25 protein-coding genes are annotated in these 23705 nt (G+C 61.5%); 11 read left to right on the top strand and 14 right to left on the bottom strand.

Features of this window, described 5'->3' with window-relative positions:
- Positions 1 to 9: 9 nt before the first annotated feature.
- Positions 10 to 1110: an alcohol dehydrogenase catalytic domain-containing protein gene (locus AC3WQS_RS28310; protein ID WP_019745661.1), complete on the top strand. Its 1101-nt coding sequence runs from the start codon at positions 10 to 12 to the stop codon at positions 1108 to 1110.
- A gap of 161 nt (positions 1111 to 1271) precedes the next feature.
- Positions 1272 to 1748, top strand: a complete 477-nt coding sequence (locus tag AC3WQS_RS28315) for an SMI1/KNR4 family protein (RefSeq protein WP_024487502.1) — start codon at positions 1272 to 1274, stop codon at positions 1746 to 1748.
- A gap of 13 nt (positions 1749 to 1761) precedes the next feature.
- Here the strand turns inward: AC3WQS_RS28315 and AC3WQS_RS28320 are convergent, their stop codons facing one another.
- Positions 1762 to 2535, bottom strand: a complete 774-nt coding sequence (locus AC3WQS_RS28320) for a DUF4190 domain-containing protein (RefSeq protein ID WP_020971058.1) — start codon at positions 2533 to 2535, stop codon at positions 1762 to 1764.
- 175 nt (positions 2536 to 2710) lie between these two features.
- On the opposite strand from AC3WQS_RS28320, the gene AC3WQS_RS28325 reads away from it, so the two are divergent.
- The 3 genes from AC3WQS_RS28325 to AC3WQS_RS28335 all read left to right on the top strand — a co-directional run bounded on the left by AC3WQS_RS28325 (position 2711) and on the right by AC3WQS_RS28335 (position 5538).
- The gene (locus AC3WQS_RS28325) at positions 2711 to 3418 is read left to right on the top strand and encodes a TetR/AcrR family transcriptional regulator (RefSeq protein WP_438472524.1); all 708 of its coding nucleotides are present in this window, start codon (positions 2711 to 2713) and stop codon (positions 3416 to 3418) included.
- Positions 3411 to 4148, top strand: coding sequence for an SDR family oxidoreductase (locus tag AC3WQS_RS28330; RefSeq protein WP_492712599.1), 738 nt, complete (start codon positions 3411 to 3413; stop codon positions 4146 to 4148). The genes AC3WQS_RS28325 and AC3WQS_RS28330 overlap by 8 nt, the downstream gene beginning before the upstream one ends.
- A gap of 82 nt (positions 4149 to 4230) precedes the next feature.
- Positions 4231 to 5538 (top strand): serine hydrolase domain-containing protein, encoded by a 1308-nt coding sequence (locus tag AC3WQS_RS28335; protein ID WP_492712598.1) that lies wholly within the window; start codon positions 4231 to 4233, stop codon positions 5536 to 5538.
- A 19-nt stretch (positions 5539 to 5557) separates the two neighbouring features.
- Here AC3WQS_RS28335 and AC3WQS_RS28340 read toward each other — a convergent pair whose 3' ends face one another.
- From AC3WQS_RS28340 to AC3WQS_RS28350, 3 genes are all read right to left on the bottom strand, one after another.
- On the bottom strand, positions 5558 to 6394 hold the full coding sequence (locus AC3WQS_RS28340; RefSeq protein ID WP_492712597.1) for a DUF1206 domain-containing protein: 837 nt from the start codon (positions 6392 to 6394) through the stop codon (positions 5558 to 5560).
- Between the two features lie 61 nt (positions 6395 to 6455).
- The gene (locus AC3WQS_RS28345; RefSeq protein ID WP_492712596.1) at positions 6456 to 6857 is read right to left on the bottom strand and encodes a hypothetical protein; all 402 of its coding nucleotides are present in this window, start codon (positions 6855 to 6857) and stop codon (positions 6456 to 6458) included.
- Positions 6858 to 6915: 58 nt separating this feature from the next.
- On the bottom strand, positions 6916 to 7887 hold the full coding sequence (locus tag AC3WQS_RS28350; protein WP_070795553.1) for a serine/threonine dehydratase: 972 nt from the start codon (positions 7885 to 7887) through the stop codon (positions 6916 to 6918).
- A 167-nt stretch (positions 7888 to 8054) separates the two neighbouring features.
- On the opposite strand from AC3WQS_RS28350, the gene AC3WQS_RS28355 reads away from it, so the two are divergent.
- A complete protein-coding gene (locus tag AC3WQS_RS28355; RefSeq protein ID WP_020909412.1) occupies positions 8055 to 8693 on the top strand; it encodes an NAD(P)-dependent oxidoreductase in 639 nt (212 codons plus the stop codon).
- A gap of 2 nt (positions 8694 to 8695) precedes the next feature.
- Positions 8696 to 9643: a nuclear transport factor 2 family protein gene (locus AC3WQS_RS28360; RefSeq protein ID WP_283308010.1), complete on the top strand. Its 948-nt coding sequence runs from the start codon at positions 8696 to 8698 to the stop codon at positions 9641 to 9643.
- A 38-nt stretch (positions 9644 to 9681) separates the two neighbouring features.
- Here the strand turns inward: AC3WQS_RS28360 and AC3WQS_RS28365 are convergent, their stop codons facing one another.
- From AC3WQS_RS28365 to AC3WQS_RS28380, 4 genes are all read right to left on the bottom strand, one after another.
- On the bottom strand, positions 9682 to 10848 hold the full coding sequence (locus AC3WQS_RS28365; RefSeq protein WP_317825987.1) for an alkane 1-monooxygenase: 1167 nt from the start codon (positions 10846 to 10848) through the stop codon (positions 9682 to 9684).
- A 420-nt stretch (positions 10849 to 11268) separates the two neighbouring features.
- Entirely contained in the window at positions 11269 to 12252 is a 984-nt protein-coding gene (locus AC3WQS_RS28370) for an ABC transporter substrate-binding protein (RefSeq protein WP_019745672.1), read from the bottom strand.
- A 95-nt stretch (positions 12253 to 12347) separates the two neighbouring features.
- On the bottom strand, positions 12348 to 13205 hold the full coding sequence (locus AC3WQS_RS28375) for a helix-turn-helix transcriptional regulator (RefSeq protein ID WP_019745673.1): 858 nt from the start codon (positions 13203 to 13205) through the stop codon (positions 12348 to 12350).
- Positions 13202 to 14146: a D-cysteine desulfhydrase family protein gene (locus tag AC3WQS_RS28380; RefSeq protein WP_019745674.1), complete on the bottom strand. Its 945-nt coding sequence runs from the start codon at positions 14144 to 14146 to the stop codon at positions 13202 to 13204. Before AC3WQS_RS28380 ends, AC3WQS_RS28375 begins: the two co-directional genes overlap by 4 nt.
- A gap of 73 nt (positions 14147 to 14219) precedes the next feature.
- Between AC3WQS_RS28380 and AC3WQS_RS28385 the strand changes: the two genes are divergently transcribed.
- Positions 14220 to 14906, top strand: coding sequence for a dienelactone hydrolase family protein (locus tag AC3WQS_RS28385; protein ID WP_283567222.1), 687 nt, complete (start codon positions 14220 to 14222; stop codon positions 14904 to 14906).
- A gap of 13 nt (positions 14907 to 14919) precedes the next feature.
- Here the strand turns inward: AC3WQS_RS28385 and AC3WQS_RS28390 are convergent, their stop codons facing one another.
- From AC3WQS_RS28390 to kynB, 3 genes are read right to left on the bottom strand one after another with little or no spacing between them, the layout of a single operon-like run.
- The gene (locus AC3WQS_RS28390; protein WP_492712595.1) at positions 14920 to 16353 is read right to left on the bottom strand and encodes an amino acid permease; all 1434 of its coding nucleotides are present in this window, start codon (positions 16351 to 16353) and stop codon (positions 14920 to 14922) included.
- 52 nt (positions 16354 to 16405) lie between these two features.
- Positions 16406 to 17671 carry a kynureninase gene (kynU, locus tag AC3WQS_RS28395; RefSeq protein ID WP_492712594.1) on the bottom strand — a complete coding sequence of 422 codons (1266 nt, stop codon included), beginning with the start codon at positions 17669 to 17671 and terminating at the stop codon, positions 16406 to 16408.
- Complete coding sequence (kynB, locus tag AC3WQS_RS28400; protein WP_492712593.1) at positions 17668 to 18399, bottom strand: arylformamidase; 732 nt, start codon at positions 18397 to 18399, stop codon at positions 17668 to 17670. The genes kynU and kynB overlap by 4 nt, the downstream gene beginning before the upstream one ends.
- 138 nt (positions 18400 to 18537) lie before the next feature.
- On the opposite strand from kynB, the gene AC3WQS_RS28405 reads away from it, so the two are divergent.
- The 3 genes from AC3WQS_RS28405 (at position 18538) to AC3WQS_RS28415 (ending at position 20518) form a co-directional block, all read left to right on the top strand.
- On the top strand, positions 18538 to 19029 hold the full coding sequence (locus AC3WQS_RS28405; RefSeq protein WP_283308000.1) for an Lrp/AsnC family transcriptional regulator: 492 nt from the start codon (positions 18538 to 18540) through the stop codon (positions 19027 to 19029).
- Between the two features lie 183 nt (positions 19030 to 19212).
- A complete protein-coding gene (locus AC3WQS_RS28410) occupies positions 19213 to 19527 on the top strand; it encodes a hypothetical protein (RefSeq protein WP_139120551.1) in 315 nt (104 codons plus the stop codon).
- Between the two features lie 34 nt (positions 19528 to 19561).
- On the top strand, positions 19562 to 20518 hold the full coding sequence (locus tag AC3WQS_RS28415; RefSeq protein WP_492712592.1) for a phosphotransferase enzyme family protein: 957 nt from the start codon (positions 19562 to 19564) through the stop codon (positions 20516 to 20518).
- 50 nt (positions 20519 to 20568) lie between these two features.
- Here AC3WQS_RS28415 and AC3WQS_RS28420 read toward each other — a convergent pair whose 3' ends face one another.
- The 3 genes from AC3WQS_RS28420 to AC3WQS_RS28430 form a co-directional block, all read right to left on the bottom strand.
- Positions 20569 to 21195 carry an MBL fold metallo-hydrolase gene (locus tag AC3WQS_RS28420; protein WP_007730862.1) on the bottom strand — a complete coding sequence of 209 codons (627 nt, stop codon included), beginning with the start codon at positions 21193 to 21195 and terminating at the stop codon, positions 20569 to 20571.
- Positions 21192 to 22280: an S-(hydroxymethyl)mycothiol dehydrogenase gene (locus AC3WQS_RS28425; protein ID WP_007730860.1), complete on the bottom strand. Its 1089-nt coding sequence runs from the start codon at positions 22278 to 22280 to the stop codon at positions 21192 to 21194. The genes AC3WQS_RS28420 and AC3WQS_RS28425 overlap by 4 nt, the downstream gene beginning before the upstream one ends.
- A 148-nt stretch (positions 22281 to 22428) precedes the next feature.
- A complete protein-coding gene (locus AC3WQS_RS28430; RefSeq protein ID WP_019745685.1) occupies positions 22429 to 23691 on the bottom strand; it encodes a helix-turn-helix transcriptional regulator in 1263 nt (420 codons plus the stop codon).
- Positions 23692 to 23705 lie beyond the last annotated feature (14 nt).

Below are 23705 nucleotides of genomic sequence, written 5' to 3' on the forward strand. Positions count from 1 at the left end.
AGAGGATTCATGACAACGCAACTCACCCATCGCGCAATCGTGAGAAGGGGCAGTCGGTCGAGCGTCGAAAAGCGGCCGACTCCAACTCCCGGACCCGGCGAACTTCTCGTCGCCCCCGAGAAAGTCAGCCTGTGCGGGACTGACATTCAGATTGTGCGCGGAGACAGGGACGACCCCTCGCCCATCGTCGGCCACGAAGGCGCTACCCGCGTCGTCGAAGTGGGCGACGGCGTCACCGGCTTCGAGGTAGGTGATCGAGTCGTGGTCAACCCGACGCATCCGCATGATTCATCGTTTCTTCTCGGCCACAACGTCGAGGGGTTGTTTCAACAACGCGTCATCATCGGCGTGCCCGCGGTGAGTGGAGGGTTGGTCACGCCGTTGCCACTGGAACTTTCCAGCGCACGCGCTACTCTCGTCGAACCGTACGCCGTCGTCAGGTACGCGCTCTCCTGCCTCTCCCGTGAGTCACCGGGGACGCTGCTCATTTTCGGCGACGGTCTCATCGGAAATCTGGCTGCGGCCCTCGCACCCTCCGTTCTCTTCCCAACCGTCCGAGTAGTAATGGTCCACCGCACCGAACTCGGCATGGAGTGGACGACAAATCACTTTCCATCCGTGGTCAACTCGCTCGCTACCGAGAACTGGGTACGCGAAACCACAGGCTCGGTCGCCGTGCTGGTCGCGACTCACCGCGCCGGCACAGTAGCGTCGATCGACACCGCTCTGGAACGCCTCGGCGATCGAGTTGTCTCCGTGCATCCGATTGGTGGAGTGCCGGCCAAGGCCACGTCCGATTTGTTACCCGGGGTGGACATCGCCGGGGTGCGACAAGCCAACACGGGTGGACCGACACCACCCGCGATCACGACGTTCACCAGGGGCTCTCTGCGCGTTGCCTTGACGGGCAACAGAGGAGTCACGAACCACCAACTCGCCTCCGCTGCAGCTGCATTGACGAGCGCCGACGACACGATCGACACGCTACTCACACACCAACTCGGCATCGATGAGGGCACCGCATTGATGAACGTGATCTGCGAGAAACGGACCCGAGAGGTGGACGGCGAGTTGGTGATTCGATTGGTGGTGAATCTTGCGGGTCATTGAAGGTATTTGATCCGACGAACTCGGGGAACAACCAGCCAAGACCTCCCGCCCGAGATCCCCCACGGACTCGCATTGCTAGTGTTGATGACGTGTTTGCCACGGGACCCAACGCGCTGACGGTAAAAGGCCAACCGACGCTTCAACACATAGATTTCACCTTTTTGGATTCTTTTCGATTTCCCGACCGGCAGGGCTTCCCCGATTCATATCGCGCATTCATCCGGCACGCAGGGTGGGCGCGGACCTTCGGACTCTGGCTCATCTATCCGCCCGTCCTTCCCGGATTTGCCGACGGCTGGCAAGGGCGCGCCCGCAACCTCACCGCTCATCTTCATTCGGTCTACACAGAAGGACAGGATGACGAGTTCGATTGGATGATCGAACCCGACGGCGATTGGTCACTCCCCGACTCGCTGCAGGTTTTCGGATGGAGCGAAAACGGTGACGCCCTCCTGTGGGACACAGCATCACGCGACACCGACGGAGAGTTTCCGGTTTGGGAATCGCGATCGTTCAACTCCCTCCACCGCCTCGGCGGGAGCCTCTACGAAGCACTTCCGTCCATTCGCACCCGGACGGCGAGCCTGTTCGGACCCCGCGCCTACGACATCGAGCCACTCCAGCCCACCCAACTCTGACGCGCGACCCAAATTATCGAAAGGCCGCGGGCACAGCCACTAGTACGACACCTACGATGACGACCAGCGACAGATAGCCGAGAACGAGGCCGGCCACTGCCAATCCGCGCCCACTTTCGCCGGAACGGCGAATCTGGTTCAGCGACACATGGCCCACGGGAATAGCAAGAACCCCACCGAAGATTCCAAGTACCAGTGCGACGATGGCCAAGGCATTCGTACCGCCGACCACCCCTGGCGGCGGCGACACCACCTGCCTGACAGGCCCGAATGCCGAACGAAGGCTCCTCCCTAACAGCAGCGCCCCGACCATATACAGCGACAGTCCCGCCACTGATCCGGCTACCCAGGCTCCACGAAACGCCGGCCCGTCGACGTCGAGGATCCTCCCCGCCGCCCTTACCCCGGATCCTGCTGCACCGACCGCGATACTCAAATTCACTGCGCCAGGAAGAACGGCAAGCAAGGCAATAGCACCGATACCAAGCGACAATGCCGGGCCACCTCGGCGCCGCCACGCCAAGGAACTCATCAGCGCTGCAAACAAAGTCACAGCAATGCCTAAAAGCCCAGTCACAAATCCGACAACGACTCCCGTCTCGAAGTCCCCACCTAGATGACGAGCAACCCACTGTGCCCAGGCCCGTGCGAATGGCGGCCCGAGCGTCAGCGAGGCAACGACCGTTGCAACCGCAACACACGCCACGACACTGATGACCCGCAGAATCCACCCCAGATAACCGGAATGCGAATTATTCGGCGCAACAGTAGTTTCCGAGTCGATCACCAGGATTCCTTCGTTCAGAGTGCGACAACAGAACGGCCCTAGCCGTCACTCCACACAGAACCGTGGCCGGACCGGCTCACTCATCTGATCAAGTTCTGGTGCCTGTGTCTGTAGTTCGTTCGCACGACCAAACCGGCGATAGCAACGATTACACATTTATGTTAGCGTTGCTTTCATGAGTTCGAGGGCAAAGATTCTGGCCGCAGCAACCGAGTTGCTCAACACCTCCCCCAACGGTGACATCTCCACCCGTGCCGTGTGCGAGATGGCCGGCGTCGGCGCCCCCGCGCTCTACCGTCAGTTCGGCGACAAGGACGGACTGCTCGCAGCCGTCGTCGAGGCAGGATTCTCCGAATACCTCGAAGGCAAACGCGCTGCGACACCTTCCGATGACCCCGTCGCCGATCTACGGGCCGGCTGGGATGCGCATACAGCCTTCGCGCTCGCACATCCCGCTCATTACCGACTGATGCACTCACCTTCCGCCCAGAGTGCCGACACCGCCTTGCAAGCCCAGGCGCTACTTCGATCCGTTCTCGAACGATGCGCTGCGGCAGGCGTTCTGACCGTATCGGTCGACGTGGCTACGCAGATGGTGATGTCCGCCAACGCGGGTGTCGCTCTGATGCTCGTCGTAAGGCCGGAACAGTACCCCGATCCGACACTGTCACAGCGAGTTCGCGACGGAATCTTCGCGTCCATCATCGACGAATCCGGCGCCCACCCGGACGCCTCCCTCAACAGAGTTGCATCCACTCTCGACGCTCAACTCGCCTCCGCAGATTCAACTTCCCTCTCCACCAACGAAGTCGGCCTACTACGGGAGTGGCTCCGCAAGCTGTCCGATGCACCCAAACCAGTTCAGGAGTTACATCATGACTGACACCACCACCCGCGTCGCCATCGTCACCGGAGCTTCCGGCGGCATCGGGCGAGCGACTGCCGAGAAGCTCGCCGCCGACGGAATGGCTGTCGCCGTGCACTATTCAGGAAACCTTCAACGCGCCCAGGAAACAGTTGACACCATCGTCGCAGCGGGCGGTCGCGCCATCGCGGTGCATGCCGACGTCGCCGACGAAGGTGAAGTCGCGGCCCTGTTCGATACGGTCGAGGAGGAATTCGGAGGCATCGACGTCGTCGTCCATGCAGCCGGAATCATGATTCTCTCCACCGTCGCAGAACTGAACTTCGACGATTTCGATCGGATGCATCGGACCAACGTCCGAGGGACCTTCGTGGTCGACCAGCAGGCAGCCAGATGTGTCCGGCGCGGTGGTGCGATCATCAATTTCTCCACCTCCGTGAAGAAGCTGGCGTTTCCGACTTATGCCGCGTACGCCGCCACCAAAGGTGCTGTCGACGCGATCACTCTGGTTCTCGCGAAAGAGCTACGGGGACGCGATATCGCGGTCAACGCCGTAGCCCCAGGCCCCACGGCCACCGATCTGTTCCTGGACGGGAAAGACGAAGCTACAGTGGAGAACCTGTCCAAGCTGGCTCCCCTGGAACGCCTCGGCACACCGGTGGACATCGCGGAGGCTGTCGCGTTTCTCGCCGGCCCAGCTCGTTGGGTCAACGGCCAGGTCATCTACGTCAACGGCGGCGTGATTTAGCAAATCCATCGTCTAAGGACCACACCTTGGCAATTCCGACAAAACAGTCAAACCAGTCGACTTTGGTTGTAATGTGCAAACAATGGAAAACCAGGATCGAGGGTCCGCCCGGACGTCACGACGACAGTTCATCAGCGTTGCAGGACTGGCGGCAACCGCCGTCATAACCCTCGCGACCTCCTCGACCGCCAGCGCCGCCGGCCCCACGGCACCCAATCCAGGTTCGCGGGTCGGCGATCCTGCAGAAGCCCAAGCGGTACAGCGCGTCGCAGAGACACTGCTGAACAGCGGAGTCCCCGGCCTTGCCTTCGCCATCGTCAAACCGGATGAGAAGAACCGCAAAGCGAGTGTCACCACTGCGTACCACTACGGCCATGCCGACGTCGAAAACGGCGTGAGAGTCACTCCACGAACGCAATTCGAGATCGCCTCGGAGACCAAGACCTTCACCGCTGCACTACTGGCGAAACTGATCGCTCGGGGAGAAGTCGGATTGGACGACCTGGCGAGCAAGTATTCGGACGGCAACCCGCTGCCAAAAGGCAGCGGTGGCGAGGAGATCACGCTTCGCCAACTGGTCACCCACCGTTCCGGTCTGAGCGACGACCCACCCAATCTTTCGGCAGGGTGTGCCGATCCCACACAATCGTGCACGGACGAGAAAGCGAAGTACACGAGAGACATGCTCTGGGAAGGACTCCGGGCTCCCGGGGCCTTGGAGTTCGCCCCCGGTAGCCACTGGCTGTACTCGGACTTCGGGTTCGGACTGCTCGGCACACTCATGGCAGACAAGATCATTCCGGGACAGGAGAAGCCGCCTTTCGCGGCAGCAGTCGCCCGCGAAATCACCGACCCGCTCGGGATGATGGGTACCGTGATCGAGACCAAAGCAACCGACCTGGCCGTTCCGTACTACCTCGACGGCACAAGAGCCCCTCTGTGGAACAACACGGGTGCGATCGCAGGCGGGGGTGGCCTCGTCAGCACCGCCGAGGACATGTCGATCTGGGCCGCAACAACTCTCGGCTATGGCAACAACCCGCTCAAACCGGTCCTGACCTCGATGCTCGAGCAGATCGACACGCAAGCTCCGGAGAATCCTGCATTCGGAATGGGAATGGCGTGGCAGCTCCAACCCCCGACGCCGAACTTCCCACAATCGTTCGCCAAGAAGAACGGAGACAGCTCGGGATCCAACTGCATCACCCTGTTGGTTCCCGACAGCGGCTGGTCGATCACGATTCTGGCGAACGGTGGAAATGCGGCGATGATCGACCCTGCAGCAGTGAACCTGATGCATGATCTGGTTCCGAGACGACCGATATTCGGTAGCTCGACGGGAAGTTCGTCGGGCAGCGACGCCGGTTTCCAGACCGGGTCATTCGGATAGACCCACTTACCCAGGGGCGCTACATCTTCGTCGAACGTGCCATCACGAAGCAGTAGAGCCCGTAGGTGATGATGCCCAATCCGGCAAGGATCAGCAGGGCCACTCCGTACGGCTGCGCACCCAGCGTCTTGAACGCTCCGTCGAGTCCGGAGGACTTGCCGGGTTCGGAACTGTTGACCGCGAGAAGAACCAGAACGCCGACAGCAGCGATGGCCAAGCCCTTGGCGACGTACCCGACGGTTCCGAGTCGGCGCACGAAGTTGCTGGGTGTGCCTTTCAAATCATCCAGGAAGTTCTGGCTCGCGCCCTTGTACACGTGGTAAACACCAACAGCGATGATCGCGATCCCACCGATCACCAATGCGATAGTCCCCAGCGTGTTCGCCATCAAACGCGCCGTGATTCCCGCACTCTGACCGCTGCTGGACTTCCCGCTTCCGCGGGCGAATCCGAATGCAGTGAAAGCAAAACCGAAATAGACGAGCGAAATGCCCAGAGCCTTTGCACGGTTGAAGAACTCCTTCTTCTTGTCGTCCGAGGACGGCGACGACGAGCTCCCCAACGCAGCTTCGGCCAATCTCCACAACGCCATGGCAAGGAAGGCCACGACGCCGACCCACAGAGCGAAGACACCCCCTGGTTTTCCTGCCAACTCGGCCATCGCACCCGATTGGTCCGCAGACCCGGATCCACCGAGAGCAAGGCGGATCGCGATATATCCGATCAGCAGATGAACCACGCCGCTGACGACAAATCCTGCGCGGGCAAAGCGCTCGAAGACATTGTTCTGTGCGACGTCAGCCGCCGTGGACGTGACACTTTTCTGGTCCTGCGGTGACGATTCTTTGTTCATCATGATCGTCGAACCATATACGGGCAGACGCTTCCCTCGAACGCCTGCACCAAGTGTTTCGAGATCAAGGGTTTCGAGGGTTCTGATCCGGCGTCGACCGCGGTTCTTCGGGGTTGGGAACCTTGGGGTCGATCGTGTCTGCATGATCTCGTTGCTGGTTCAGTTCCTCGCGAGAGCTCGTCGCCTCTTTCCGATGTTGCGCTGCATGATGTTGCAGCGCAGACGCTTCCGCCGCTTTGGCGTCGGCCTCTGCCTGCACCATGCGCGCTTTGGCTGCTGTCTCGTCTGCCCGCGCCTCGCGCTCGCCTACTTGCAGCGACTTGTCTGCGACGTCTTCGCGGATCTGTTCTGCCTCGATGTGACGACGCTCGTCGCGCCTGTTTCGCGCCACCCACAGGAGTGCGGCCACGATCGCTATCACCACGACCACGGCAACAATTATCCAGATAATGCTGCTGGTACTCATACTGCGAGAGGTACCCACCTGGGACTTTCTCACACGCAGGCAAAGAAATACGCGAAAATTACAGGTCGGTCGGATGCGTGTTGGCGCCGCACAAAACGACGCACAATTCACCGTCGGACGGCGGCGTCACCGTTCCGTTCAGAACCGGAACCATTGCTGCCGCGGTTCCCAACTCCACCAGGATCCGGAACTCCCGCCACAGGAACGCCCGCGCCTGCCGGATCGAATCATCGTCGACCACAACGCTGTTAACCGAACTCTCATGCAGCGTCTCCCAGGCGATGGCGCCAATCCGTGTGGCCCCCAATGAGTCCCCGGCGATACTGTTCACTTCGATATCGATCGGACGCCCCGCATCGAGCGAGGTGTGCAAGGTGGCAGCCCCGGTCGGCTCGACGGCTACCACTTGATCTTCGGGACGAGCCGCCGCGACGATTCCAGAGACCAACCCGCCGCCGCCGACTGCAACGCAATACGTGATCGGTCCGGATGCGTCGTCCTCGATCTCGAGAGCAATGGTCCCGGCTCCGCTGACGATGTCGGGCAGGTCGTAGGCGTGCAGTTCGAGCGCACCGCTCGAGCGTGCGATGTCCGCCGCAGCGGCAGCGGCGAGTGCATACCGGTCGCCGACCTTGTGAACGGTTGCACCCAGCTCCCCAAGTGCCTTCACCTTTGCTTCGGGCGCTGTCTCCGGCACCACCACTGTGCAGGTGAGTCCTCGGCGCCGCGCGGCCCACGCAGCGCCGATCGCAGCGTTGCCGCCGGACGCGATCACCACGCCTGCGTCAGGCATGGTGCCGTCGGCGACCGCTCGTTCCACTGCATTGAGACTGCCGCGCACCTTGAAGGAGCCGCCGTGTTGGAGGTACTCGAGCTTGAACAGAACCGGCACCTCACCGTGTGGTGTCGGCACCGCAGTTCGAAAGATGGGAGTACGCCGCGCCAGTCCTGCGATACGAGTCCGTGCGGCTTCGACATCCGAGCGCTCGATTGCCAGCGGACCTGCGTTGTTGTCGGCGGTGAGAGTCATGTACCAACCCTACGGTTCGCAACTTCGACCCGAAGCAGTCGGCCCATCGTCATCAAGATGTCTGTTTTTCACCAATTACTGCCCGCATCTGACCGAGACATCGACCTTCCAGGTGAATAAATTTACTACTACAAGCACAACGACGACAGCAAGGAAAGGCACACGCCATGTCGAAGATCGCAGTATTCGGTGGAAACGGTTTTGCAGGAAGTGCAATCGCGAAGGAAGCCGCTTCACGCGGCCACGAGGTAACCGTCGTCGCTCGCAGCGCGCAGTCCGGAACCGACACGAATGTCGTGCAGGGTTCGGTTCACGACAACACGATCGTGGAGCAGATCACGGCAGACAACGACGTCGTTGTCGTTGCCATCCCCGCTCGCGAGATCGACGGCAAGCGCCTGCTCGACGCCGTCACTCCCCTCGCCGATGCCGCCGCACGCAACGGTGCTCGCATTGCCGTAGTCGGTGGCGCCGGCAGCCTGTTGGTCGCCGAGGGTGGGCCGCGCGTCGTCGACACCCCCGATTTCCCGGACGCATACAAGGGTGAGGCGCTCGCTCACGCCGACGTCCTCGACGCGCTCCGCGCAACTGACAGCAATGTCGACTGGTTCTACGTGAGCCCGGCCGCAGCGTTCGGTGCCCATGCCGGCGTCGCCCCGAAGGGATCGTTCCAGTTGGGTGGCGACATTCTCCTGACGGACGCCGAGGGTAACTCCGCCATCGCGGGCGAAGACTACGCCCACGCTTTTGTCGACGAGATCGAGACTCCGGCCCACCGTCGCCAGCGTTTCACCGTCGCACACTGAACATGAGCAACCTTCGTAGGCGCGCAGCCTGGATCGCTGTTCCCGCTGCCGCCGCCCTCCTGCTCACCGCGTGCTCCAACGACGCGGAATCCGCAACGCCCAGCAGTTCTGCGACGTCCACGACCGTTGTCGCCGAACAGGGCGATCAACTCGAATCCAACAAGACCGTCGTCACAGATTTCTACGAACTGGCGTTCAACGGCCGTCAGGTACAGCAAGCCGCCGACCGGTACCTTGGCGACGTCTACATCCAACACAACCCCACCGCCGCCGATGGGGCAGCCGGATTTGTCAGCGGCATAGGCGGTTACGTCGAGGCCACACCCGGATTACACGCCGAGATCACTCGTGTTTTCGCCGAGGGCGATCTGGTTGCCCTCCAGTCTCACACCACGTCTACACCTGGCGACCGCGGCCAGGCAGTATTCGACATCTTCCGCGTCGACAACGGCAAGATCGTCGAACACTGGGATGCCATTCAAGACGTGCCGGAAACGTCCGCAAATCCGAACACGATGTTCGACGGACCCACCTCGTCGCCGTCCAAGTCGTCAGAAGTCTTGGAGCGCAACACGGCCAACGCGTTGACGTTCCTGCAGCTCGCCTTCAACGAAGGCAAATCCGCCGAGGCTGCCGACCAGCTGGTCGGTCCGACCTACACCCAGCACAACCCCTCGTTCGCTGACGGCAAGGACGCATTTGTCACCGCACTGGCCGGGATCGAACCCGTTACCGGAGACAAGGCCACCAAGTTTCCACGGACGATAGCCGAGGGCGACTTCGTCTTTGTTCAGACCTTCGCTTCGTCCGGTGAGGGAACGGCCGGCGGCGGCTCGATGGACATCTTCCGATTCGACGAGAACGGCAAAATTGTCGAACACTGGGACGCGGTCCAGGACTACCCGTCGACGACCGCGAGCGGTAACACCGTGTGGGATGACGGTCGCTGAAACGACAACTCCGAACAGTTCAGCGGACGGCTACGTAATCAGCCGACGTTGATTCGATCTGTGTCGCCCTCGTAGTAGTCCAACAATCTCTGATCCATCACCCGGCGCCACAGTGGTGGAATCCACGCGATCACGATCATCACTGCGTAGCCGGCCGGAAGTTGCGGCGCTTCGGCCGCGCTACGCAGACTTTGGTACCGCAGCTTCGGGTTGGCGTGGTGATCGCTGTGCCGCTGCAGTTGGTAGAGAAACAGATTGCTCACGACGTGATCGCTGTTCCAACTGTCAGCGGGGCTGGCGCGAACGTACGATCCGTCAGCACGCTTGCCACGCAGCAGACCGTAATGCTCGAGGTAGTTCGCCGCTTCGAGGAAGGTGAATCCGGCAACTGCCTGCAGCAGGAGCCAGGGCGCGACCTCCCAACCGAAGATACCGATCAGCGTCGCGAAGAGGACAACACTCATCGCCCAAGCGTTGAGAATATTGTTCTCGAAGCTCCAGGTTCGTTTGCCTTTCCTCTGGAGTCGCGCGCTCTCGATGCGCCATGCCGAACGCAGCCCGCCGAAGACACTTCGTGGCAAGAACCTCCAGAAGCTCTCACCGAACCGTGAGCTGGCCGGGTCCTGCGGAGTAGCTACACGCACATGGTGGCCGAAATTGTGTTCCACGTAGAAGTGCCCGTAGAGAGATTGCGCAAGCGCCACTTTCGCGAGCCACTGTTCGCTCTTCTCGCTCTTGTGGCCGAGCTCGTGGGCCGCGTTGATACCGACGCCGGCGACGACACCCACCGTGAACGACATCGCGATCTTCTCCGCGATTCCCATCGGAGCGTTGATCCAGCACCAGCAGGCGAAGACCAGACCGGCGTATTGCAAGGGGAGGAACGCGTAAGTGCACCAGCGGTAGTAGCGGTCCTTCTGCAGTCGTGGGATCGCATCGTCCGGCGGACTTTCGCCATCTTCACCAGCCAACATGTCGATGATCGGGATGACGATGACCAGCAGCCACGCGCCGGTCGCCCAGAACAATCCGAGACGAAGGTTGTCGACGAGAAACCAGGAGATGAACGGGCTGAGTGGAATCAGCAATCCGAGCGGCCACAGGTACCTTTTGCGGTCGCGCCAGCGCGGGTTTTCGCCAGACGGCGAGTCGGTGTTCTGGACAGCCTTCGATTCGGTATGCCGTGCGTCGGAAGTCGCTGTCATTCGCCGATCTCGCCTTTCGTCCCCTCGAACGATTCGCCCCACGCACCGTTCACGCTCAGCAAACCAGAACTAATGTCCGGACGGGTATGGTCCCGAAATCCAGAGCGCCCTGCTCGAAAGACGGCACGAGCGCTTGTACTCACCAAAAACTCCCCCGCACATCACTGCTCACCCCGACAGTAGATACGGACAAAATACCCCACGGATCTGCGGGGATGGCGACCACCTCCCCACGTCGCCGAGGATCGATGATCCCTGCCAAGGCAAGGTCGAACCGCGTCGCTCTCGTCGAAGTAACGGTAACCGGCAGTGACAGAAATCATAAGCAGAGGACAGGATTTCCGCTCGTAGTGGCGACCAAAAAGACTGCGCGCCCTCAACTGGTCAGTTGCGGGCACGCAGTGAAAAGGTGAGCAAGCGTCAGAGCGTTGCAAACACCTTCGTTTTCACTTCGTTCAGCCAACCGTTCGCGGTCACGAAGTCTGTGACGCTCGACTGCAATCCGAAGACGTGCCCGGCCTGCGCCGCCGGCAGCCTCGTGAAGAGGTTGTCGTCGAGGACCGCTTGAACCGCCGCATTGGTCGATCCGTCCGCATTCAGGGGATACAGCACGACCGTCACACCGTTCATGATGTCGGCCAACTGCTCCATCGGGTAGGACTCGTATCCGGCATCGGTGTAATTGGTCGGAACACCGGGCCCGTACGCCAATCCGAGTTCGTTGACCACCAAATTGCCGATCGCACCGGTGGGCTGCTGAACCGAGAAAGCGCCGGGCGCGTCTCCGAGTGAAATGTGAATCCACTTGTTGGTCGCGATCACGTCGGCGTACTCGCCACGGACACGTTCGAGATTCTCTTCGTAAGCAGTGCGCGTCGACTCGAGCACGTCCGTCTTGCCGATCGCCTCGGCGATCTCCGTGGTGATCGTCTTCCAGTCGCCTCGACTCTCGCCCTTGACGATGACGGTGGGCGCAATGCCAGACAGACGGTCGAACGCCGCTTGGTCCACCTCGTCGGCGTCGCCGACGATGATGTCGGGATCTGCCGCAGCGATCGCTTCGAAGTTCATTTCCCCGTAGGGCCCGATGGTCGGGAGCCCGTCGACGAAGGCCTGCTGCTCCGGCGTGAATTCACTGATCCACTTGCCGTAGTCCTGCACAGCAGCCGGTTTCACTCCGAGGGACATGAGCTGCCAAGGAGTGTCGTACGACGCGGCGACGACGCGCTCCGGCGAGGCGGGAACCTCGATGTCCCCGTATGCCGAGGCAACCGTCCGGACGTCCGTCGGCTCGGAGTCGGCCGATGACGAGGAACAGCCAGTCACCACCATCGCACCGACAACGACAACTGCCGCCGCTGCGATGACTCTGGAACCGAAAGAAAATGATCGAATTGCGCGCACGCAGAACTCCTACAGAGGTGATTGTTTAGCCAACCCTAAGTTCATTCTGTGGCACGACACAAGTCCGATCGAGGCGCTTTGAGTCGCTGTTCGGACTAGTCCTGTAGCCAATCGGTCATTGGCGCGCGCGGATGATCGATCAGGCTTGCGAACTCCCCCGGGGTCACACCCATCGTCCGACGAAAAGCCGCACCGAACGCGCTTTCGGAACGGAAACCCGTCTTCCTCGATACAAACGAGATGCTTCGACCAAGTGCCAGAAGTTGCATCGCATGATGAGCCCGCAGTCGCATACGCCATTCCGAGAAGGTCAATCCGGTTTCGGCCGGGAACCTTCGTGTGAGGGTCCTCGTACTGACCTTCGCGTCGGTGGCCCACTCCTCGACCGATCGGGTGTCGGCCGGGCTGGCAACCAACTGATCTGCGATCTGCCGAAGCCACGGCGTCGTCGGCAGCGGCACATCGAAAATCAGTCGCGGTACGGGTTCGACGAGGTCGATGGCAAACGCCTCGGCTCGTCGACGAGCCGCGTCGGTCAAGTCGTCTCGGGTGAGGTGATCGAGTACTTGTTCGAGCAGCGGAGGGGTGGACAAGGCCACCACACGATCCAACCCGGTCACATCGGATGCCACCAACCACGTGCACGACAATTCTGTGCCGCTACGCGCCGTCACCTCGTGCGGAACAAAGGACGGGATCCACAGACTGACCCCGCTCGGCACCGTGTACACAGTCTCCGGAGTACGGACCTCGAGAACACCGTCGATCGCCCACAGCAATTCGTGATCGCTGTGGCGGTGCATCTCCCACGTGTAGTCCGAATCGACTGACAGCCGATTGGTCGCCAAACGCAGATACCCGTCGGCACTGACGCGCAGCGGTCGCACGACGCGTTGCCACTCGGACAACTCGTCGAGCGGGCTGCTGAGCGGGTAGTCGATCTGCTCGCTCACCGCAGCGTCGACAGTTCGGGATGTCCGAACAGGCCAGGTAACCCACCGGTGTGCAGGAAGACCGTTTTTGATCCCGCCGTGATGGCTTTGTCCTTCACTAGTTGGATCAATCCCGCAAAGGCTCGGCCGGTGTACGTCGGGTCGAGGAAGATGCCCTCCGTACGAGCCAAACATCGGATCGCGCCGGCTGATGCTTCCGTGAGCGTCGAATATCCTTGTCCAACTTGGTTTCGCAGGATCTGAAGATCCGCGGCTCGCACGGTCGGACCAGGCATCTCGTCCAATAACCCAGCGAGGGTCGACACTGGATCGGCAACAGCCCCGACATCGACGCCGACAACTCTGTCGACGCCCAGATGCGCGACAAGTCCAGCCATCGTTCCGCCCGATCCGAGTGCAACCACGACGCGTTCCACTCCGGGGAGTTGCTGCTCGATCTCGCGTGCGCAGTCGACGTAACCCTGCGCGGCCACCGCGCTGGTACCACCGAAGGGAATGACAAAAGGAACTCCGCCCGAGTCAGCGACGGCCTGCACCGCGGCGTCGACCGCGGATGCCGTGTTCCCTCCGGCCCAGACGATCTCAGCGCCCGCGAGTGCATCCAGAACGAGATTTCCCTGCGCGGATTCCGGCTCGGCACCACCGAGCACCAGCACACAACGCAATCCCAAACGGGCTGCTGCGGATGCAGTCAACCGAGCGTGATTGCTTTGCGGTGCACCGGTAGTGATCAAAGTCGTCGCGCCGACGGCCAAAGCCTGAGCGCAGGTGTACTGCAGCTTTCGGATCTTGTTGCCGCCACCGCCTAGTCCGGTGACATCGTCACGTTTGATCCACAGGTCTTCCGGCCCCAATCCGAGTGCCTTCGCGCAACGCGCCAAAGGTTCGACGGGGGTCGGCCAACTGCCCAGGCTGATCGGCGGAACGTCGGAACTGAACATTCGACGAGTCTAGTTCGACCGTGCACCCACAGGCTGTGCTCGAATACAGTCCGTACTCGCATACAGTCGGGACATGGGAACTTTCACGACGACCACACGTGACGTACCGCTGACCGTCAGCCGACCGGATTCGCCGAGTGAACCGAGACATGCGGTAGTAGTTCTCCAAGAAGCGTGGGGCGTGAACCAACACATCGAGAGCATCCTCGAACGCCTCGCCGACGCCGGCTACCTTGCCGTCGCCCCGCATCTCTACCACCGCGGCGCACAGACCTCCTTCACCGACTTCCCGTCCGCGAAGGATGCGCTCATGGCACTCGACAGCACAAGCATCGGCCACGACGTACGTGCCGCCGTCGACTGCAGCCGATCCGAGGGAGCAGACAGAGTCGGCTCCCTCGGATTCTGCATGGGCGGCACCGCGTCACTGTGGTGTGCCGCGGTACCCCTCGTCGATTCCGCTGTCACGTACTACGGCGGCGGTGTCGCCGAGGCCCGATGGGACGGAATCGCGGCAGGCACCGAACTTGCAGCGCAACTGCAGGTCCCGTGGCTCGGTCACTACGGCGACCTCGATCCGAGTATCCCGCCGGAGAGCGTCGAGCAATTGCGCGCAACCGCGTCCGATCTCGCCCGGGTGTACCGCTATGCCGACGCCGGCCACGCGTTCAACAACGACACTTCGACCAGCCACTACGCCCCGGATTCTGCTGCCCTCGCCTGGACCCGCACTATGGAGTTTTTCGCCGAAACCCTGTGATTGCCAATGTAAGTCAGGGAACCCGCTTGACCACCGTGCCGGTGATCTCGTCCTGAACCTGTTCAGCCGTTACCGCTCGACTCTGCGCCCGACGTGATCGGGTGAAGTAGTAGATGCCGATCACGGCAAGAACAAACGGAACTCCGAACACCAGCGTCATCTTGAAATCGTCGACCCACAACGTGGTGATCAGAATCGCGACCATGAGGACTCCGCCGAGGATTGTTCCCACCGGAAAGAACGGAATCGTAAAGGAAAGTTTGGTTCCGTCCTCCTTCATCCGCTTGCGAAAGAACCAGTGCGTCAAGAAGATCAGCAGCCACGTCGCCATCGCTCCGAACATCGACAACGAGATCATCAACGTGAATGCCTGCTCGGGAAAGAGAACGTAGACGATGGTCGCGACGGCGATGCCCGACGTCGACAGCAGCAAGGCGTTGACCGGCGAGCCGTTGGCCCTGACCTTGCCGAGAATGGCCGGCGCGTCACCAGCACGCGAGAGCGAGAACATCATTCGCGAAGACACGTACAACTGACTGTTCATCGCGGACAGCGCGGCAATAATAACCACGAAGTTCAGCACACTGTCTGCGCCCGGAATCTTCACGACCTGCATCACCGTGACGAAAGGGCTTCCGCCGCTCAAGATCTTGTCCATCGGAGCAATTGCCAGAATCAAAGCAAGGGTTGCGATGTAGAAGACGAACAGCCGGACGATCGTCACACGGAACGCCTTCTTCACCGCTACCGCCGGGTTCTCCGCCTCACCGGCCGCAATGGCGATCATCTCGATGCTCAAGTAGCTGAAGATCGATACGATCACGGCAAACCACATGCCGGACAAACCATTCGGAAAGAATCCGCCACCGGCCGTGTAGTTGTGGAATCCATAGTCCGGGTTCCCGCTACCGAACACGACGTACGCTGCCATCACGATGAATGCCACGATCGCGAAGACCTTGATCGTCGAAAACCAGTACTCCATCGTTCCGAAGGCCTTGACGTTGAACATGTTCACTCCGATCAGCACTCCGGAGAACAACACGATCCACAGCCACGACGGTACGTCGGCGAACCAGAACTGCATGTATTCACCGATCGCGGTGACCTCGGTACCGACCGCGAGGACGATGCAAGACCAGTAGAGATAGCGAACGAGGAAGCCGATCAACGGTCCGACGTAGAACTCTGCGTACGCACCGAACGAACCTGATGTCGCATGTGCGACGGTCATTTCGGCGAGGGCACCCATCAGCAGCAGGGCGATCAACCCGCCGATCGCGTAACTGATGATGACGCTCGGGCCGGCAAATCCGATGGCGAACTTACTGCCGAGGAACAGTCCGGTGCCGATTGCACCGCCGAGCGCGATCATGCTCATCTGCTTGGGGCCGAGTTCGCGTTTGAGACCTGATTCTCGCTGCTGAATGTTTTTGAAATCACTCATGAAAGCTCCTTGCGAAAGGCGGTACCTCCCGGTCCGCGGAAACTTGGAAGAATCAGGTGACTGCGTCGCGCTCGCGGAATTCGGGGCGATCCCAGGACTTGTTCTCGAGGATGTCTCGCAACACGTCGACGGCGTTCCACACGTCGGCGTATCCGAGATAGAGCGGAGTGATACCGAACCTCAGCACTCCGGGTTCGCGGTAGTCACCGATGACGCCCCGCGCGATGAGAGCCTTCATGATGGAATAGCCCTCGGAATGAACAAAACTCACGTGCGAGCCACGACGCTCGTGCTCGCGCGGCGTGATCAACTCCAAACCGTAGGCAGCGCAACGCTCCTCGACGAGGCTGATGAAGAGATCGGCCAGCGCGAGCGACTTGCTGCGGATGTCGGCCATGTCAGCTTTGAGCATGACGTCGAGACCACATTCGACGAGTGACAACGACGTGATGGGTTGAGTACCACTCAGAAACCGTCGTATTCCTGCGCCCGGTTCGTAGGCCGACTCCATCGCGAACGGTCGCGCGTGCCCCCACCACCCGGACAGTGGCTGGATTCCGGTGTTCTGATGGCGACGGTTGACCCAGATGAATGCAGGCGAACCCGGACCACCATTGAGGTACTTGTACGTACACCCGACCGCGAAGTCGGCGTCGGCGCCGCTCAGATCGACAGTGACGGCGCCGGCCGAGTGTGCGAGATCCCAGATCATGAGGGCGCCACGTTCCTGCACTGCTGCAGTGACTTCCGTCATCGCATACAGGTTTCCGGTGCGGTAGTTGACGTGCGACAACATCACTACGGCGGTGTCTGGTCCTACTGCTTCGGTGAGGTCGCCCGGTTGGTCGATCAGGCGTAGTTCGTACCCCTGATCGAGCAGCGAGATGATGCCCTCCGCAATGTAGAGGTCAGTGGGGAAATTGTCGCGCTCGGAGACGATCACCTTCCGGCTGGGATCCTGAGCAGCCGCGATGGACAGTGCGGAGGCCAATGCCTTGAACAGGTTGATCGACGTCGAATCCGTCACTACCACTTCGCCTTCACCTGCTCCCAGCAACGGGGCAAGTTTGTCACCGAGGCGGACCGGGAGGTCGAACCATCCAGCCTCGTTCCAACTGCGAACCAAGCCGTTGCCCCACTCGTCGCCGATCACTCTCGCGGCGCATTCCTGTGCGGCAATGGGACGCGCGCCGAGAGAGTTTCCGTCGAAGTAGAGAACGCCCTCCGGAATCGCGAACTCGCGGCGGAACTCCCTCAGTGGATCCACTGCGTCGGCCTTGACGCAGTCTTCCAACGAAAGGGTGGTTGTCGATGTCATGACGATTCTTCTCCTGCATGTGTCGGCGTTGAAAGTGATGAAGGCAGAGTCCGGAGCACGGCGCGTACCGGGCTGGCATCGAGGTCGAGGAACTTCAGCGGCAGTGCGATCAACTCGTAGTAGCCTTCGTCGACCTCGTCGAGGCACAGTCCTTCGAGGATCGCGACGCCACGATCGCTTGCCGCGTGGTGCCCGTCCATGGTCTTGCTGTCCATCGGATCGAACGAGGCGCCGTCGATTCCGATCAGAACGCCCCCGCGGTCGGCGAACCAGTGAGTCAGGTCCGGAGAAACGCCGGCGAAGTCGTTGTCCCACTCGCTCGGGTACTTCGGGTAGGTCCTCAGAATCAGCCGTTGCGGCAGATGGCCGCCGAGTCGCTCCACCGTCTCTTCGACGGGCCTGATGCATGCGGCACCGTCGACCCCCGTCATGTCGACCACCAGTGCTTCGCCGAGATAGGGCTCGAGGGGAACAGAACCGATGGGCGCCCCGTCGATGCGGGTGTGCGCCGGCGCATCGGCGTGAGCACCGATATGCGGAGTGGTGGTGATTCGGTTGATGGTGACGGCGTCACTGCCGCCGAGGTCGGACGTGACAGCGCGGGTGAAGGCGGTATCGCCTGGCCACACGGGCGTCGATTCGGAGATCGGCGGGCTGATGTCGATCAACCGTGCCACCCAGTCGCCCATGTGTCCGTCGCCCGCGTGTCGGCCGATCCTCGGAAGCATCCAGACCCCTTCGTCCGCAACAGTCGACTGTGTCGATCTCGACCGTTTGATAATTCGATGTGTTTGGCAAAAGCTAGGATCATCGACGGGCGCGGTCAATAGATGCTGAATATTTTCGCGACGGCAGGGAGAAATCGGATGATTAGTGCGATCGAACGGGCGGCAGCCGCGGCTCGGCCGAATCATGTTCGGCTCGACGAAGTCGATACAGCGATTCTCCGCGAACTCGTCCGGGATGCGCGCATCCCCAACAATGCACTCGCCGAGAAGGTCGGGATAGCGCCGTCGACCGCTCTGGCGCGGATGCGCGCTCTACGCGAATCGGGCGTCATCAAGGGGTTTCATGCAGACATCGACCTCGAGCTACTCGGCCTCGAGATCTCGGCGATGGTGTCGATTCTGATTCACTCCCACGCCAGGAGCCGGATGACGGAAATTGCCGAGCACCTGAGCGGACTGGATTCCGTTCAGCGAGTGTTCCTGATGAGTGGGGACCGTGATCTCCTGGTGCACGTGTCGTGTGAATCCCCCACTCGGCTTCGCGATTTCGTCAGCGCACACCTCAACGATCCGGCTATCGCCAATACCCAGACCAACCTGATCTTCAGCGAACTGAGTCAAGGCGGCTGAACTGCAGCTGTCGCCAAGGCCGATTCGGTGTACTCTCGTAACCTTCGTCTCCGGACGGAGTACGCGGAGCGCTGATCAATGTCGGAACACAAGCAAATGCAACCCCCGGACTACCACCGATGCCTCGAAACGGTGTTCTCCTCACCCGCCGCATGCCGCGAGATACTGGAAAGACTGTCCAAGATGACGGAGGCAGAAGTCCAATCGCGATGGTCGCCGTGGGTTGACCAGGAACCCCCACCCTTCGGTTCGCATGTCAAGGATCAAGTACCCGCAGAGGTGCAGTTGGCGGCGCTACAAGTCACATACGATTCCCATCGAAAGTCGACTATGGCGCTGTGGCGCCAGTTGTCGGACATCATGGGCATCCCCGTCATGCAGGAAAGCCTCGTCGAACTCATCTGGAGTGTGCGTATGACGATCGAGCGGCTCAACAACCGAATCGAGATGCTCGAAAACGCAGCTACACAATCGGGCAAACCTGCTCCTGACGCATGAGATGACTGTGTTCATCCCACTAAAGTCGGACAGCATGTTGCCACTCGGGTTGTCCATGCTCTGGGAGTCGGTGGAGCCGGAAGCCGCTCTGGAGGAGCGATTCGGATTCAACAGCTTTGGCGCAGCCACCCATTGGGTCTCGGCGGTACTCGAGCAGACTTGGGGATTGACGGCCCTCGAGTGCTCGCGAATGGCGATCAGTGACCAGAACGCGATTGTGTGGGTTGCGAGCGACCGAGGTGGGCTGGTGGTGAAGTGGTCGCGCGCCACAGAGCGCTTCGCGAACCTGGGGGCGTCGACGCGACTGCTGAGCGCACTCGCCGGGCAGGGTGCGCCCGTTCCGTCGCCAATCACTTCCCTGAACGGATTGGACCGGGAAACACTGGAAGGGCCCTCGTGCGCAGTGTCGTTCACCGTACTGCCGGAGTTGGCGGGAGATTGGTTGGACGTGCACGACCACGCGGCGGTCCGTTCGGCAGGAGCATGTCTGGCAGAAATACACCGAACGCTCGGCGCCACCCATGTCGACGGATCGGTTTTCTCGTCGCGCAGCACCGGGTTGATGGAGCGCATCGGTGGTTGGCTCGAGAATTTCGACCGCGGGTTCGCGCCTGAGGCAACGCGTAGGCTCGTGGACCTCCTGGCGCGTGCGTCCGAGCTAGATGACCAAATTCAACTGGTACACAACGACTTCCGTGCAGCCAACATCCTGACTCGAAATTCTCATACCACCGGAGTACTCGACTTCGACGACGTGGTGATCGACCACCGGGTGAGCGACCTGGCCAAGGCAAGCGTCTATCTGGGCACCCTGTTCACCGATTGGCGACCGACACCGATCGCGGTACGGCAGAGCCTGCGCGCCGGCTACGAATCTGTACGTACCCTCAGCCGATCCGAGACAGAATGGTTCGAGATCCTCGAACTGTGGCACGGCCTGATGGCAATCCCGGGTGAGAACGACACCGCCGGTTGGGCATCAGCGTTGTGACAAAAAGTGGGGACGCCGGTACCGGCGTCCCCACTTCACTTCTGATCACATCAGGATCCGGCGCGGATCCATTCTTCGAGATGCGGCGCCTCTGTGCCGATCGTCGTGCCGTCGCCGTGACCGGTGTGAACCTTGGTCTCGGCGGGGAGCGCGAACAGCTTGTCGCGAATGGACCCGATGATGGTCGGGAAGTCTGAGTACGACCGCCCCGTTGCGCCGGGTCCACCGGAGAACAAGGTGTCGCCGCTGAACAGTTCCCCCGCCTCGGGCAGGTAGAGGCAGGTCGACCCCGGGGAATGGCCCGGTGTGTGGATGGCCAGAATGTCCGTACCCGCCACAGCAATACGCTGATCATCTTCCAAGCTCAGATGCTTCACCCCGGGGTGAGTCATCTCCCAGAGCACATCGTCGGCCGGGTTCAGGTAGATCGGAGCGTCGAGCTTCTCGGCCAGCTCCGGCGCAACGGTGACGTGATCGTTGTGACCGTGGGTGCAGACGATTCCGATCACCTTGCGTCCGCCGACAGCGTCGATGATCGGCTGCGCGGTGTGAGCTGCGTCGACGATTACCACTTCGTTGTCGTCACCGATCAGCCAGATGTTGTTGTCGACGTCCCACGTTCCGCCGTCGAGGCTGAACGTGCCCGAGGTGACGACGCGATCGACACGCAATGTCACAGGACCACCACCGAACGGAGGACCTCGCCGCGGTGCATCGTCTCGAAGGCCTTCTCCACCTCGTCGAGCTTGATGCGCTCACTGACGAACTTCTCGAGCGGCAGACGCCCCTGCTGGTACAGGTCGACCAGAACGGGGAAGTCACGCTCGGGCAGGCAATCGCCGTACCACGACGACTTGAGGGCTCCGCCGCGCGAGAAGAAGTCCACCAGCGGCATTTCCAGCTTCATGTCCGGCGTCGGAACACCCACCAGCACTACAGTTCCCGCGAGGTCGCGGGCGTAGAACGCCTGCTTCCAGGTCTCCGGGCGACCGACTGCGTCGACAACCACGTCGGCACCGAAACCTCCGGTCAGCTCCTGGACTGCCTCGACGACGTCGTCGACCTCGGTGGCATTGATCGTGTGTGTGGCACCAAGTTCCGTGGCCCACTCCAGCTTTCGCGGATCCCGGTCGATGGCGATGATGGTATTGGCGCCGGCCAGGCGTGAACCCATGATCGCTGCGTCGCCGACACCACCACACCCGATCACGGCCACTGAATCACCGCGTCCGACGTTGCCGGTGTTCATCGCGGCACCCATGCCGGCCATGACACCGCAACCGAGCAGTCCGACCACAGCCGGATCGGCCGAGGCGTCGACCTTGGTGCACTGGCCTTCGTGAACCAGCGTCTTGTCTGCGAATGCGCCGATACCGAGTGCCGGCGTCAGTTCGGTGCCGTCTTCGAGCGTCATCTTCTGCTCGGCGTTGAACGTGTCGAAGCAGTACTGCGGGCGGCCACGCTTACACGCACGACACTGCCCGCAGACTGCACGCCAGTTGAGGACGACGAAGTCGCCCACCTCGACGTGAGTGACACCGGGGCCGACGCTCTCGACGATGCCCGACGCCTCGTGCCCGAGCAGGAACGGGTACTCGTCGTTGATTCCGCCGTCGCGGTAGGTCAGGTCGGTGTGGCACACACCGCACGCTGCAATGGCGACCACTACCTCGTTGGCACCGGGGTCGGGAATCGTGATGGGGACGATTTCGACGGGGGCACCCTTGGATCGGGCGATGACGCCGCGTACCTGCTGTGGCATGGCTTTGCTCCTGGCTTCGTGCGATTGAGGACGTGTCGTCACATGGCGCCGTGTTTTCACATTGCGATATGTGCACTCGTTGAAAGGTTAGCCCGAAGCAGGTGCCCGCAACCCTGGTCGAACTGACTGACCGACCTGGCCGAAAGGACTAGGGTGCAGGCTTCACGCCGGCCTCCGCGCCCGCGGCGGCCGCCGCACCCCGACTCTCGACGCCCAATTTCCGCAGGACCCCGGCAACATGAAACTTGACTGTGCTCTCGCTGACGCCGAGGCGCTCCGAGATCGCCTTGTTGCGCCGTCCGGCCACCAGATGCTCGAGTACCTCGAACTCCCGCGGAGCCAGTTCGGTGAGGACGTCGCGGTTCGGTAGGGCGACGGGGGCGTCGAGCGGGATGGTTGCGCTGATCCGGTTCCCCCACCCGGGCGTCGACTCGGATTCGACGGTTCCACCCAAAGTCTCTACCCTCGAACGCAATTGGCGTTCAACGTCAACCACGTCGGCTTCGCCGCCGCCGTCGTCGCGAATGTCGATCGAGAGTGAAGCCGCGTCGAGCGTCCAGGCCACCCGGATACGCGAGAGCATCTGCTGATCCGACAAGGCCAAGACCGCGCCGCGGACGACCGCGCGGGCGCCGTGCGCCACTTCACCTGGTAACCCACGCCCGTCGACGGGTGGCTCCACCAACTCCAACGCGATTTCCCGATGCTTGAGCAGCGAACGCAATTCCCCACGCATCCGTGCAAAAGCCGTGGTGGTCGACTCTTCGGCCAACTCGCGGTGCACGTCGACGGCTGAACGCAGGCCGATCAGAGCCGAGGCCGCAGTCTCCCTGGCCGAGGTTCGCGCACGTGTGTCGTCGAGATCCGCCGAGCGCAGCGTCGCCAGCATCGTCTCGAGGGTGGCCGCATGCACCTCCGTCATCTCCGCCACGGTGCGTGCACGCTCCGACGACGCTGCCCGTGACTCGGCGAGATATGCCGGGCTCGCGTTCCGGACCTGGAGCTGAATTCCGGTTGCAGTCACTGCGAACAGTGCCTGGATCAATTCGAGGGATGCTGTCTTCACCGGTACGGGGTGCGGTGTCAAAACGAGAAGCGTATCGGTTCGATCAAGCATCGCAAGCACTTCACGGTCCCGGCCGGCGACAGCGCATTTTCCCCGAAAGATCTGTCCGACAGTGAGATCCGTACGGATACGGTCGAGTTCGGCGATGGTCACACGATCGACGACGGCTGGATCCCCGGCGACCTTGCGCGGCCTACCGGTGCATTCACGGGTGAAGATCACCAGGGAAGTGTGCGGCGCCATGTCCGCGATCAACGTCGAAAATCGTCGGCCGATTTCGGGTAGTGGTCCCACCAACACGTCTCGAAGGGCGGTGATCAGTAGCGCATTGTCGGTGGTGCTCACCGTTCAACGATAAA

It is taken from the genome of Rhodococcus sp. FW305-130 (genome assembly GCF_058788335.1).